The 12633-nt window shown below is 70.4% G+C and carries 12 protein-coding genes, 1 tRNA gene and 1 pseudogene; 7 read left to right on the forward strand and 7 right to left on the reverse strand.

Features of this window, described 5'->3' with window-relative positions:
• Positions 1–179: 179 nt before the first annotated feature.
• The 5 genes and pseudogenes from QE454_RS14550 to QE454_RS14570 form a co-directional block, all read right to left on the reverse strand.
• Positions 180–518 (reverse strand): annotated as a pseudogene (locus QE454_RS14550) (WYL domain-containing protein); the annotation flags it as partial.
• Positions 515–1507, reverse strand: a complete 993-nt coding sequence (locus QE454_RS14555; RefSeq protein ID WP_267787394.1) for a YafY family protein — start codon at positions 1505–1507, stop codon at positions 515–517. The pseudogene QE454_RS14550 and the gene QE454_RS14555, both read right to left, overlap by 4 nt.
• 88 nt (positions 1508–1595) lie before the next feature.
• Positions 1596–2543 carry an FKBP-type peptidyl-prolyl cis-trans isomerase gene (locus tag QE454_RS14560; protein WP_307460247.1) on the reverse strand — a complete coding sequence of 316 codons (948 nt, stop codon included), beginning with the start codon at positions 2541–2543 and terminating at the stop codon, positions 1596–1598.
• A gap of 9 nt (positions 2544–2552) precedes the next feature.
• Complete coding sequence (locus QE454_RS14565) at positions 2553–3572, reverse strand: tRNA (adenine-N1)-methyltransferase (protein WP_210075263.1); 1020 nt, start codon at positions 3570–3572, stop codon at positions 2553–2555.
• Entirely contained in the window at positions 3569–4267 is a 699-nt protein-coding gene (locus QE454_RS14570; protein ID WP_210075265.1) for an HAD family phosphatase, read from the reverse strand. The genes QE454_RS14565 and QE454_RS14570 overlap by 4 nt, the downstream gene beginning before the upstream one ends.
• 128 nt (positions 4268–4395) lie before the next feature.
• Here QE454_RS14570 and QE454_RS14575 point away from each other — a divergent pair, with 128 nt between their 5' ends.
• Positions 4396–5262: a PAC2 family protein gene (locus QE454_RS14575; RefSeq protein WP_210075267.1), complete on the forward strand. Its 867-nt coding sequence runs from the start codon at positions 4396–4398 to the stop codon at positions 5260–5262.
• Between the two features lie 100 nt (positions 5263–5362).
• On the opposite strand, the gene QE454_RS14580 is transcribed toward QE454_RS14575, so the two are convergent.
• Positions 5363–6208, reverse strand: coding sequence for an undecaprenyl-diphosphate phosphatase (locus tag QE454_RS14580; RefSeq protein ID WP_210075269.1), 846 nt, complete (start codon positions 6206–6208; stop codon positions 5363–5365).
• A gap of 8 nt (positions 6209–6216) precedes the next feature.
• A complete protein-coding gene (locus QE454_RS14585; RefSeq protein WP_307460239.1) occupies positions 6217–7518 on the reverse strand; it encodes a M20/M25/M40 family metallo-hydrolase in 1302 nt (433 codons plus the stop codon).
• Positions 7519–7660: 142 nt separating this feature from the next.
• Here QE454_RS14585 and QE454_RS14590 point away from each other — a divergent pair.
• From QE454_RS14590 to QE454_RS14615, 6 genes are all read left to right on the forward strand, one after another.
• Positions 7661–7746: transfer RNA gene (locus QE454_RS14590), tRNA-Leu, on the forward strand.
• 173 nt (positions 7747–7919) lie between these two features.
• The gene (locus QE454_RS14595) at positions 7920–8864 is read left to right on the forward strand and encodes a metal ABC transporter solute-binding protein, Zn/Mn family (protein ID WP_307460236.1); all 945 of its coding nucleotides are present in this window, start codon (positions 7920–7922) and stop codon (positions 8862–8864) included.
• On the forward strand, positions 8861–9649 hold the full coding sequence (locus tag QE454_RS14600) for a metal ABC transporter ATP-binding protein (RefSeq protein ID WP_307460231.1): 789 nt from the start codon (positions 8861–8863) through the stop codon (positions 9647–9649). Before QE454_RS14595 ends, QE454_RS14600 begins: the two co-directional genes overlap by 4 nt.
• Positions 9646–10515 (forward strand): metal ABC transporter permease, encoded by an 870-nt coding sequence (locus QE454_RS14605; RefSeq protein WP_210075277.1) that lies wholly within the window; start codon positions 9646–9648, stop codon positions 10513–10515. The genes QE454_RS14600 and QE454_RS14605 overlap by 4 nt, the downstream gene beginning before the upstream one ends.
• Entirely contained in the window at positions 10515–11312 is a 798-nt protein-coding gene (locus QE454_RS14610; protein ID WP_103209690.1) for a metal ABC transporter permease, read from the forward strand. The genes QE454_RS14605 and QE454_RS14610 overlap by 1 nt, the downstream gene beginning before the upstream one ends.
• A gap of 209 nt (positions 11313–11521) precedes the next feature.
• Positions 11522–12493: a 2-oxoglutarate and iron-dependent oxygenase domain-containing protein gene (locus QE454_RS14615; RefSeq protein WP_309668724.1), complete on the forward strand. Its 972-nt coding sequence runs from the start codon at positions 11522–11524 to the stop codon at positions 12491–12493.
• Positions 12494–12633: the final 140 nt, after the last annotated feature.

Consider the following 12633-nt stretch of genomic DNA (forward strand, 5'->3'; position numbering starts at 1 on the left):
GCGTGATAGGTGAAGGTCACGGCGACGCGCGAGCGCAGGGCCTCGTCGACCACGTCTCGCACGCCGTCGACGGGACCCGGGGCGACGATGACGGCGGCCGGAGCGGTCGCGGCGCCCCGCGCGAGCTTCGACAGGAGCTCGGTGACGAGCTCGCTATCGCCGAAGCCCGGCAGACTCCGCGCCAGCTGAAGGCCCGCCAGCAGCGCCGCCGCCTCGCGTGCGGTCAGGCGCGGAGAGCGCTCCAGACCCACCGTGTTCGTGATGGCGATCACATCGTCGCGATCCAGCAGATCCCAGTCGATGTCGAACAGGTCGTGGGGAAGCTGCCAGTACCCCCGCTCGCCGGGCAGACCAATCACGGTCAGACGCTCGACCATCGCGCGCATCTGTTCGGGAGCGACCTCGAACTCCGCCGCGGCCTCGGCGACCGAGACCTCGCCCTTACCCAGGAGGTAGGGGACGAGCTGCAGCAGGAGCGCGGCGCGGTCGAGAGCGGCGACGGGACGGTCGGTGCTCACGCGGCACCCCCGTGGAGAGCGAGCGTCGCCTCGAGCCGGCGGATGACCTCGGAGCGCAGGTCCGCGGGCTCGACGACGCGCACCTCGGGGCCGTACGAGGCGAGCTCGTCGGCGAAGACGTGCAGGTCCACGTACGGGACGTAGATGCCCTGGGGCGCCGCTTGGGCGCGGCGGTCGAGCCGCAGCGCCGCCTCGGTGCCGGGGTGCACTTCCAGCAGAGCGCGTTGACGGGCGGCGACGGCGCGCAGGCCGTCGAGCGCGCGCTCCCCCGCACCCTCGCGCTGTTCGGCGGGGAAGCTCTTGCGCGTGGCCGCCACCTCGCCGACGATCCGCGAGAGAAGGAAGGTGCGATCCGCGTCGACGTTGAGGTCGTAGCCGTAGACATGCCACCGCGCCTCGTACTCGACGAGCGCGAGGGGCTGCACGCGTCGCTCTCGCGGCCGTGCTTCTCCGGGGCGAAGGTAGGCGAAGGTCACGACACGGCATTGCTCGATCGCCCGCTGGAGGGCGGCGAACGAGGCGTCGCGCACGCGGATGCGCGGGGCATAGCCGATGATCGGCTCGTCGACGGGGATACCGAGGGCCCGGATCTTGCGCAGTCCGCTGCGCGCGTCTGCGGACAGCGACTCGCTCCCCCAGACGCCACCCGCGATGTTCAGCAATGCGACCTCGGCGGGGCTGAAGGTGATGTCCTCGGGCAGCGCGTACTCGGCGGTCGGCACGCGGTAGCGCGCTTCGCGAAGGTCGTCGGGGTCCGCGCGATTGCCGATCGTCTCGATGGGCACGCCGAGGCCGCGCAGGCTCTCTTTGTCGCGCTCGAACATCTTCTCGAGTGCGTCTTTCGACGCGCCCGCTTCGAGCTGTTCGCGGTAGCCGGCCACCGACGACAAGATGGTGTCCTTCGTCAGCCCCTGCTCGGTCGCCATGAGGGCGACGACGAGGTTCACCAGACGCTCCTCGGGAGCGCTGCGGGACACGGTGGCGGGCACCCGCCCATCCTAGGCGTCGAGCGCGGAACGGGTGCGGAGCAGTGCGTTCCCCGACCGCCCGAGAGAACCCCCGGTCAGCGGATGCCGATCAGCTGACGGTCCCGAGCACGTCGATGACGTAGACGAGAGCCGCATTGGCGGGAGCCTTGAGGATCTGCTGATCCTGCGCGGTCTGATCGGCCGGGACGACGACGAGCACCTGCGAACCGACGGTCTGTCCCTCGAGTGCCGAGGCGAGGGCCGGCGGCAGCTGCGACACGGTCGCCTGCCCGGGCGCGCCGTTCTTCCACGTCGAGGCGAAGGTGGTGGTCGCGCCCCACGCGACGCCCTGGACGTGGATGACGACCGACGAGTCGGCGGCCAGCACGTCGCCGTCGCCCTTCTTGATGGTCTGCGAACGCACCTGCGTGGGCGCGTCACCGGCGGGCATGACCACACCGGGGGTGCCGTCGGGAGCCCGCACGACCGAGGGCATGCCCGAGTCGGCGTTGTACTGGTCGGCGCCGTCGGCCGCGGGGAGGAAGACCTTGCGCACATCGAAGACGAATACCGCGCCGTCGCCCTCGTTGACGCCGAGAGCCTGAGCACCCTGGGTACCCAGCTCGGAGCCGGGGATGGCCACGGCGACGCGCGACCCCTCGGCCACGCAGTGCAGCAACGGCGCGATCGCGGGGATCGCCTGCGTCAGGCGCGGCAGGGGCGTCGCCGACTTCACGTCGGAGGCGTAGGTCGTCGCGACCAGCTGCGAGCCGGTGGCGGCGTCGAACACCGTCACGTCGACGAGCGAGAGCTGGTCGTCGCTCGTGATGCGCTGCCCGTCGCCCTGGATGAGCGTCTGCGTACCGGCGGTCTCGGGGATGAAGGGCGAGCGCACCGACACGGTGGGCGCGGTGCCGAAGTCGCCGCTGGCCTCGACCACCGAGGCGATCGCACTGTCGGTGGGCGTCGGGCACGACGAAGAGGCGGATGCCGAGCACCCGACGAGGCCGAATCCGGCCAGGGCGGTCACGGCCACGAGAGCGGGGAGTCTACGCACCGGAACAGTTTAGGTGGTCGAACCGGGCTCCTCCGACGAGGCACCCGCGACGGACTGCCGGACCCCCTCGGCGGACTTCTGCGCCTCGCGCACACGCTTGCGGAGATTCTTGTCGGTGATCTGACGATCCCCCACGGCCCCGGGGGTCCACAGCTCCACGTCTTCGTCGCCGTAGCTCGACTTCGACGCTCGGCGCTTGACCTCGGGAGGAATCGCGCCGGGCGCCAGGCGGCGCGCGGTGATGAGGAAGCCCGTGTGCGCCACCATGCGGTGGTCGGGGCGGACCGCGAGGCCCTCGACGTGCCACCCGCGGACCATGGTCTCGCTGGCATCCGGCTCGGTGAACAGCCCGGTCGCGCGGATGTACTCGGCCACGCGGCTGAGCTGGGTGGCGGTGGCGATGTAGCAGAGCACGACACCGCCCGGGGTCAGGGCGTCGGCCGCGGCGTCGATGCACTCCCACGGCGCGAGCATGTCGAGCACGATGCGGTCGACGGACGCGGGGGCCACGGCATCCGGGAGGCTCTCGACCAGATCGCCGACGACGACCTCCCAGGTCGCGGGCAGCTCGCCGTGGAACGTCTCGACGTTGGCGCGGGCGACCTCGGCGAACTCCTCACGGCGCTCGAACGAGAGCAGCCGACCCGCCGGGCCGATCGCGCGCAGCAGCCACAGCGACAACGCACCCGACCCGACGCCGGCTTCGACGACGGTGGCGCCGGGGAAGATGTCGGCCTGCGCGAGGATCTGCGCGGCGTCCTTCGGGTAGACGATCGCGGCGCCGCGCGGCATGGACATGACGAAGTCGCGCAGCAGGGGGCGGACGGCCAGGTACTCGTGGCCGGAGCTGTTGGTCACCACGCTGCCGTCGGGCTGGCCGACGAGGAGCTCGTGCTTGAGCACGCCGTTGTGGGTGTGCAGCTCGCCTGCCTCGCGCAGGGTGATCGTGTGCATCCGCCCCTTGGGGCCGGTCAGCTGCACCCGGTCGCCGACCCGGAAGGGGCCGCTCAGGTGGGGGGTCTCGCTCATCGGGTGGCTCGTGTCTCTTCGGCGTGGGTCGGGGTGTGTGCGGCGTGGAGCGCCCGCAGGTGGGAGGTCGTGCGCCCCTCGAGGCTCGGCCACAGCGCGTGGGCGCCGACCCCCTCGAGCGGCACCATCAGCGGCACGCCGAGCGCGACGGCTCCGCTGGCGATCGCGGAGCGCAGTCCGTTCGGGGAGTCCTCGATCGCGACGGTGTCGCCGATGTGGACGCCGAGGGCGGCTGCGGCCTGGAGATAGGGGTCGGGGTAGGGCTTGGGACGCTCGACGTCGTCGCCGGCCACCACGAGGTCGAATGCCGGGAAGTCGATGAGGTCGACCACCGACAGCGCCATGCGACGCATCGACATCGTCACCAGCGCCGTCTTGACGCCCTCGGAACGCAGGTCGGCGAGCAGCTCGCGAGCGCCCGGGCGGAACGGCACGCCGGTCACGGCGAGCTGTCGCTGCACCTCGTCGGTGAGGTACGAGATGATCTCGTCGACACCCCACGGCACGCCCGCGTTCTGGAGCAACCGCGCGGAGTCCTCGAGAGCGAGACCGACCATGCCGAGAGCCTGCTCGTGCGACCACGTGCCGCCGAACCGCTCCACGAGCGGGGTCTCCGCGGCCATCCAGTACGGCTCGGTGTCCACGAGCGTGCCGTCCATGTCCCAGAGGACGGCGGCGGGAGCGGGGGAAGTCATCGTTCCATCCTATTGAGGGCGCGACTCCCGCCCGTCCGGCCCGCTGGGCCCGGCGCGGGCGGGACCGGCTCGGTCCGTGCGGGTGCGCCTATCCTGGAAGCCAGCCCCGACGGGGCAGAGGAGGTTGCGTGGACGCACTGGGTCGCCGGATCATCGTCGCCGCGTTCGACGGGTGGAACGATGCCGGAGAAGCCGCGTCGGCGGCAGCGGCGATGTTGCGAGCCGACGTCGAGTACGAGGTCGTCCACACGGTCGACCCCGAACTGTACTTCGACTACCAGTACACGCGCCCGCAGGTCGGATTGGATGCCGAGGGGCGTCGCACCTTGAGCTGGCCCGAGGCCACGCTGCTGCGTCCCGTCGAACGCTCCGACGACGCCGAGATCTGGCTCCTCGTGGGCGTCGAGCCCGCCCGCGCCTGGCAGGCGTTCGCCGCCGAGTTCATCGACGTCGCCCTGCGCGAGGACGTCTCGGGCTTCGTCGCGCTCGGCTCGATGATGTCCGATGTACCCCACACGCGCCCCATCTCGGTGTTCGCCGGCAGCGACAACGAGGCCGTGCGCCAGTCCCTGTCGCTCGAGCGGAGCCTGTACGAGGGGCCGGTCGGCATCCTGAGCGCCATCGGTCACGTCTCGGAGACCGTGGGCATCCCGACCGCGAGCCTGTGGGCGAGCGTGCCGCACTACGTCGCCGGGCACACGCCCTCTCCCAAGGCCACCCTGGCCCTGCTCGAGAAGCTCGAGTCGATCACGGGCATCGCCGTTCCGCGGGGAGACCTCGAGAACGAGTCGCGCCTGTGGGAGGCGTCGATCGATGCGGCAGCGGCCGACGACGAAGAGATGAGCGAATACATCCGCCAGCTCGAGCAGACGCGTGACACGTGGGACTCCCCCGAGGCGTCCGGAGACGCCATCGCCCAGGAGTTCGAGCGCTACCTGCGCCGCGGCGGCGAGGGCCCCACCAAGCCCGGCCGCGACGACCCGCCCCGCCGCTGAGCACGAGTCGGTCGCCGCTTGCGCGACGCACTCTCGCCCTCCTCCGACATGACGAAGGCGCCGACCCCGAGCGGGACGGCGCCTTCGCGGCATCCGGGACTCAGCCGGTGATGGCGGAGTACGCCGGCAGCACACCGAGCGTCAGCAGCACCATGATCAGCACGCCGAGAGCGACGCGATAGATCACGAACGGCAGGAAGCTGCCGCGCTTGAGGTACTGCATGAGGAAGGCGATCACGAGGTAGCCGACGACGAACGCGATGACGGTCGCCAGCGCCGTCTCACCCAGGGTGTACGGGCCGGTGCCCTCGTCGAAGCTCTTGTACAACTCGAAGAACCCGCTGGCGAAGACCGCCGGCACCGCGAGGAGGAACGAGTACTCCGCGGCGGCGGTGCGCTTGTAGCCGAGGGCACGACCGAGGGTCGTGGTCGCCCCCGAACGCGAGACCCCGGGAACGAGGGCGAGGGCCTGGGCGACGCCGAAGGCGATACCGTGCGGGTAGGTCAGGTCGTCGAGCTCGCGACGACGCTTTCCGTAGTGGTCGGCGAGACCGAGCAGGATGCCGAAGACGATGAGCACCACCGCGGTGATCCACAGGCTCCGGAAGTTGTCGCGGATAAGGCTCTGCAGCAGCACGCCGAGCAACGCGATCGGCAGTGTGCCGATGATGACCAGCCAGCCCATGCGGGCGTCGGGGTCGGTGCGGGGCACCTTGCCGGTGAGCGAGCCGAACCATCGTGAGATGACCCGGACGATCTTCTTGCGGAAGTAGATCAGCACCGCGAGCTCGGTGCCGATCTGGGTGATGGCGGTGAACGTCGCGCCGGGGTCGGTCTTCGACGGGAGAAACTCCCCCACGATCCGCAGGTGGGCGCTCGAGGAGATGGGGAGGAACTCGGTGAGGCCCTGGACGAGCCCGAGGACGATGACCTCGAAGATATGCATGCGGTCCTTCAGTACGTGCGGATGAGGTCGGCGAGGACTCGCTGACCGAACTGGAGCGCGTCGACGGGGACGCGCTCGTCGACCCCGTGGAACATCCCGGTGAAGTCGAGGTCGGCGGGGAGGCGCAGCGGTGCGAATCCGTAACCGGCGATGCCGAGGCCGGCGAGGGCCTTGTTGTCGGTGCCGCCGCCCATGAGGTACGGCACGACCGGCACGCCGGGATCGTGCCGACCGAGCTGCGCGATCATCGCGTCGACGAGATCGCCCGAGAAGGGCACCTCGAGGCCGATGTCCTGATGGACGATCTCGATCTCGACGTCGGGTCCGACGATCCGGCGGATGTCCACCAGTGCGGCCTCTTCGGTACCGGGGAGAACGCGAACGTCGATGAGCGCCTCGGCACGGTCGGGGATGACGTTGTGCTTGTAGCCGGCGGTGAGGCCGGTCGGGTTCGTCGTCGTGCGCAAGGTGGAGCGGATGAAGCTGGATGCCGCGCCGGTGCGCAGGGCGAGAGCGTCGGGATCGCCCGCATCGTCGCCGGTGATCTCGGCCAGGCCCTGGAGCAACTGCGAGGTCGTGTCGGTGAGGCGGATCGGCCACTCGGTGCGGCCGAGGGCGGCGACGGCCTCGGCGAGCTTCGTCACGGCGTTGTCGGCGTTCAGGCCGCTGCCGTGGCCCGCGCGGCCGCGGGCGACGAGCTTGATCCAGACGAGGGCCTTCTCGCCGACCTGGAGCAGGTACGCGCGGCGGTCGCCCACGGCGATGGAGTATCCGCCCACCTCGCTGATCGCCTCGGTCGCGCCGGCGAACCACTCGGGACGGTTCTTCACCACGAGTGCCGAGCCCTCGACGCCGCCGTTCTCCTCGTCGGCGAAGAAGGTCACGATGATGTCGCGTTCGGGCTGCTCCCCCGCGCGCAGCACGTCGGCGACGGCGGTGAGGATCATGGCATCCATGTCCTTCATGTCGACGGCGCCGCGCCCCCAGAGCACGCCGTCGCGGATCTCGCCCGCGAAGGGGTCGACGCTCCAGTCGGCGGCGACCGCCGGCACCACGTCGAGGTGGCCGTGCAGGATCAGGGCGGGCTTGTGGGGGTTGCGTCCGGGAATGCGGGCGCAGACGTTCGTGCGACGCGCGATGGGCTCGTAGTACTCGACCTGGAGGCCGAGGGCCTCGAGGTAGGCGCCGACGTACTCGGCCGCTTCGCGCTCGCCCTCGGCACGGCCTCCGCCGTAGTTCGAGGTATCGAACCGGATCAGGTCGCGCGCGACGCGGGCGACCTCGGGGACGTCGGTTTCGAGCTCGGGCATGCGCACTACGGTACCGGGGGCGAGCATGCTCCCCCGCCCCCGCGTCGCCGTGAGACGCGCCCGGGCGGCGGCATCGATTCGAGGCGGCGTCGGGAGCGTGGTAATGTCGTTCTTCGTTGCGAAAGCAGCAAATCACCCAGATGCGCGGGTGGCGGAATAGGTAGACGCGCTAGCTTGAGGTGCTAGTGCCCTTTAACGGGCGTGGGGGTTCAAGTCCCCCCTCGCGCACAGAACGACGAAGGCCCCGGATTCATCCGGGGCCTTCTTCGTTGTATGCGTCGACAGCCATACAGCCAACCGATAGCCCCCACTGTCTGCCGACATAGGCCGCGTCCCTATCTTCCTTGCCGATAACGGTTCTCATTCGCAGAGAGCCGATCGCCGAAGGGACACCGACCTCCATGAAGACTGCGCGCACCGTCGTCGCCGCCACCGCCTCCGTTTCTCTCCTCACCCTCATCCTCGCCGGATGCTCGACCGGGGCGTCGTCCGCCGCTCCCGCCGCGGCCACCGACTCCAGCCCGAAGATCACCGTCGTCGCCGGAGAGAACGAGTACGCCGACGTCGTGCAGCAGATCGGCGGCGACCGTGTCGATGTCTCGGCGATCATGAGCGATCCCAACACCGACCCCCACACCTTCGAGGCGAGTGCGAGCGTGGCGAAGGAGATCGCCGGCGCCCAGCTCGTGGTGCAGAACGGTCTCGGATACGACGACTTCATGACCGATCTCGAGAAGGCCTCCCCCGACGCGAACCGCTCGGTCATCGTCGCCCAGGACGTCTTGGGCCTTCCCGACAGCACCGACAACCCGCACCTCTGGTACGACCCGAAGACCATGCCCGCCGTCGCGAGCGCCGTCGCCGACAAGCTCAGCGAACTCGACCCGGCGAGCGCCGACGCCTTCCGCACGAACCTGGCGACCTTCACGGCCTCTCTGAGCGACTGGACCGACGCTCTCTCGTCCTTCGCGAAAGACCACCCGAAGACACCGGTGGCCGTGACCGAGCCCGTCGCGGACTTCATGCTGCAAGCAGCGGATGCCGACGTCAAGACGCCGTGGAACCTGCAGGCGGCCATCATGAACGACACAGACCCCTCGGCCCAGGACACCGCGACGCAGGACGCCCTGTTCACCGGCAAGCAGGTGAAGGTGTTCCTGTACAACCAACAGGTCACCGACGACACGACCGACAAGTACCTGCAGCTGGCGAAGGACAACGGCATCCCGGTGGTCGGCGTGTACGAGACGATGCCGGCGAACTACCACTACCAGGACTGGATGCTGGCCGAGGTGAAGGCGCTCGAGACGGCTGTCACCCAGGGCGCCTCGACCGAGCACCTGTGAGCGAGGGTTTCGCGCACCACGATCCCGACGTCGTCCTCCGGGCACGCGGGATCGCGGTGCGTCTCGGCGGTGCTCCCGTGCTCGAAGACGTCGATCTCGACGTTCCCCCGGGCGCGATCGTCGGCTTGATCGGGGCGAACGGCGCGGGCAAGACCACGCTGCTGCGGGTGCTGCTCGGGATCCTGCGTCCGCAGTCCGGTCGGGTACACCGCCCGGACCGGCGCGCGGGCATCGGATACGTACCGCAGAAGATCAGCCTCGACCCGCACGCGCCGCTGCGCGCCCGAGATGTCGTGATGCTCGGTCTCGACGGAGCGCGGCTCGGGATTCCGCTCGGGCGGGGGCGGCTGCGCGGCGCCGTCGACGAAGCTCTCGCCCGCGTGGGGGCGACGGGGTTCGCCGATGCGCGCGTGGGCGAACTCTCGGGCGGGCAGCAGCAGCGCGTGCTGTTGGCACACGCGATCGTGAGCCGCCCCGCCCTGCTGCTGCTGGACGAGCCGCTCGCGAGTCTCGACCCGGTGAGCGCGCGCGACGTCGTCGTGCTGCTCGACGAGCTGCGCCGGCAGAGCGGCGTGGCGATCGTGGTCACCGCACACGATCTCACCCTGCTGCTGCCCGTGCTCGACCGTGTCGCGTACCTCGCGGGCGGTCGAGCGGTGGCGGGAACGCCGGCGGAGGTGGTGCGAGACGACGTGCTGAGTGAGCTGTACCGCCGTCCGATGCGGGTGATCGAGGCGGCGGGACGCACCTTCGTCGTCGCCGACGAGGGGGTGACGAACGCGTGAGCGCCGTGCTCTCGGCGTTCTTCGTCAGCCCGACGGTGCAGACGGCCCTCGTGGTGGGCACGGTGGTCGCGGTGGTGTCGGGCATCGTCGGGGTGTTCACCATCACGCGCGGACAGTCGTTCGCGGGGCACGCGCTCGCCGACCTCGGGGCGGTCGGGGGCTCGGGCGCGTTCCTTCTCGGGGTCAGCCAGCTGTGGGGGTTCGTTCTGGCGGGGGTGGTGTCCGCCGTGGCCATGGAGGCGATCGGGACGCGTCGCCTCGAGGGACGCGATGTCGCCACGGGGGTCGTCTTCGGCGCGGGGATGGGGCTGACCGCTCTGTTCCTGACACTTGACACCTTGATCGGCGGTTCGAGCAACGCGGCGATCTCGGTACTGTTCGGCTCGCTGTTCTCGGTCGACTCACGGCTCGTGCCGGTCATCGTCGCCCTGGGGGCCGCCACCCTCGCAATCGTCGCCGCGGTCTGGCGGTGGGTAAGTCTCGAGACGCTCGATCGCGATCTCGCCGCCGCGCGCGGGGTGCCGACGCGCTGGGCGAGCACGCTGTTCCTGATCGCGCTCGCTCTGTCCGTGCAACTATCGTCGCTGTCGATCGGAGCGATCCTCTCGACGGCGCTGCTCATCGGCCCGGCGGCGACCGCCCTGCTGTTCACACGGCGACTGGGGACCGCTGCCGCGCTGGCCGCGGTCATCGCTGTGGGTCAGGTCGGGGTCGGCTGCCTGGTGTCGTTCGCGAGCTACGACTGGTTCGGCGGCAACAGCTGGCCCGTGAGCTTCACTATCGTCGCGGCGGTGTTCCTCACCTACATGGGCGCGCGCGCCGTCGACGCCCTCCGTCCCCTCATCAATCGAACGGCCGTTGCGTGATGTTCGCTGCATACCTGATGACCGCGTGGGCGGGAGGGACGATCGTGGCGGTGGTCGCGGGCGTCGTCGGTTTCTTCGTCGTGCTGCGCGGCAACGCCTTCTTCGCCCACGCCGTGCCGCACGGGGCGTTCGCCGGGGCGGCTGGGGCGGTGCTGATCGGGGCGAACCCGCTCGTGGGCCTCGGGGTCTTCGCCGCGGGCGGGGCGGTGGGCATCGTGTTGCTGGGACGCCGGGCTCGACACGACGTCGTCACGGCCCTGACCCTCGTGACCATGCTCGCCCTCGGCGCGCTGTTCCTCAGCCGCTCGCGCGAGTACTCGGCGCAGGTGTTCGCCCTGCTGTTCGGTCAGATCCTCGGTGTCTCGCCCGGTCAGCTCGTCACGATGAGCCTGCTCGGGCTCGGGTGCCTCGGGCTGGTCGCGCTCATCGCGAGGCCTCTCCTTCTGGCATCCGTCTCTCCCGCCCTCGCCGCCGCGCGTGGAGTACCGATCACGGGGGTGGACCTGGTGTTCGCGCTCGTGATCGCCGCCGCGACGACGGTGAGCGTTCCGATGGTGGGGGCACTGCTGATGTTCGCGCTGCTCATCGGACCCCCGGCCGCCGCGCAGGTGCTCGCGCGGACGCCCGGTCGGGGCCTTTCGCTGTCGATCGTCCTCACGCTCGTCACCGTGTGGGCATCGATCGCGCTCGCCGTGACCACCGACCTGCCGATCGGGTTCTTCGCCACGGCGATCGGTGCACTGCTGTACGCGGGCGCTCGCGGCGCGGCGCGGTCACGTCACCGCCGGCTGGGATGATCCAGATATCGGAACCCGGCGCCGAGGCGGCGACCCTGACATCGCCAGCGCGCGGTGCACCGATGCGCGCGCACCGCGCCTGCCGTGACTCCACAGAAACACCCGTGTGACATCCGCCGCTTAGCGTCGGGGCATGCCCGCTTTCGCTGTTCCGACGATCGACATCTCCGCCTGGGTCGGCCCCGGGGTCCTCCGACGCCCGTGCAGCGGTGGTCGCCGCGGTCGACCACGCGTGCCGCACCGTGGGGTTCATGCAGGTGGTGGGTCACGGCATCCCGGATGCCGTGATCTCGGAGCTGACCGAGGGAATCGACGAGTTCTTCGCCCTGCCGCTGGAGGCGAAGAAGGCGTACGTGCGGCCCGCGGCGGAGAATCGCGGATACAGCCCGCCGAAGAGCGAGTCGCTCAGCTACAGCCTGGGCGTCGACCCGGTGACGCGGATGAACGACTTCTTCGAGGCGTTCAACGTGGGAACCTCCGCCGCCGAGTACCCCGGCAGCACCGCGACAGAAGCGGACTATGCCGAGAACACCTGGCCGTCCGAGACGCAGCTGTTTGAGCCCGCGGTGCACGCCTACTACGGCGAAGCGCGCCGGGTCGCGCACACTCTCACACGGATCTTCGCTTCGGCGCTTCGGGTGCCCGACGACTTCTTCGACGGCGTCACCGACCATTCGATCGATGTGATGCGCATGAACAACTACGCCCTCCCGCCCGGCGAGATCGAGCTCGGCGCCGAGCTCACGGGCATGGGCGAGCACACCGACTTCGGCCTCGTGACGGTGCTGTGGGCGGATCAGGTCGCGGGCCTGCAGGTGCTCGGCCAGGACGGCTCGTGGAACGACGTCTCGCCCGCGCGCGGCGCGCTGCTCGTCAATCTCGGCGACGTCGCCGCCCGCCTGACCAACGATCGCTGGATGTCGACGCTGCACCGGGTGAAGCCACCCGTCGTCGACGGGACGATCGAACGCCGCCGATCCGCCGCCTTCTTCCACGACGGCAATGCCGACGCCATCATCGCCCCGCTGCCGCACTTCGTCTCGGACGAGGCTCCGGCCCTGTACGACCCGGTGACGATCCGCGAGCACATCGCGGCGAAGCTCGCCGGGTCGCGCGCGGGGCGCAAGAACACGGGTGCACAGCGCGAGGCGGCGCGGGTGACTGCAGCGAGCAGAGGCTGAGCCGGGCCGCGGGTGACGGGCGGGGCTTGCGCCCGCACGCGGGTGACGGCGGACGCGGCGCGCCCACAGGCGGGTGACGGCGGACGCGGCGCGCCCACAGGCGGGTGACGGCGGACGCGGCTCGCACCCACACGCAGAAA

It is taken from the genome of Microbacterium sp. SORGH_AS_0454 (assembly GCF_031453395.1).
Taxonomy (GTDB): domain Bacteria; phylum Actinomycetota; class Actinomycetes; order Actinomycetales; family Microbacteriaceae; genus Microbacterium.

Excerpts from the sequence above, each read along its gene's own strand:
- QE454_RS14565 (WP_210075263.1), bottom strand. The coding sequence starts at position 3,572 with ATGAGCGAGACCCCCCACCTGAGCGGCCCCTTCCGGGTCGGCGACCGG.
- QE454_RS14570 (WP_210075265.1), bottom strand. The coding sequence starts at position 4,267 with ATGACTTCCCCCGCTCCCGCCGCCGTCCTCTGGGACATGGACGGCACG.
- QE454_RS14610 (WP_103209690.1), top strand. The coding sequence starts at position 10,515 with ATGTTCGCTGCATACCTGATGACCGCGTGGGCGGGAGGGACGATCGTG.
- QE454_RS14580 (WP_210075269.1), bottom strand. The coding sequence starts at position 6,208 with ATGCATATCTTCGAGGTCATCGTCCTCGGGCTCGTCCAGGGCCTCACC.
- QE454_RS14595 (WP_307460236.1), top strand. The coding sequence starts at position 7,920 with ATGAAGACTGCGCGCACCGTCGTCGCCGCCACCGCCTCCGTTTCTCTC.
- QE454_RS14585 (WP_307460239.1), bottom strand. The coding sequence starts at position 7,518 with ATGCCCGAGCTCGAAACCGACGTCCCCGAGGTCGCCCGCGTCGCGCGC.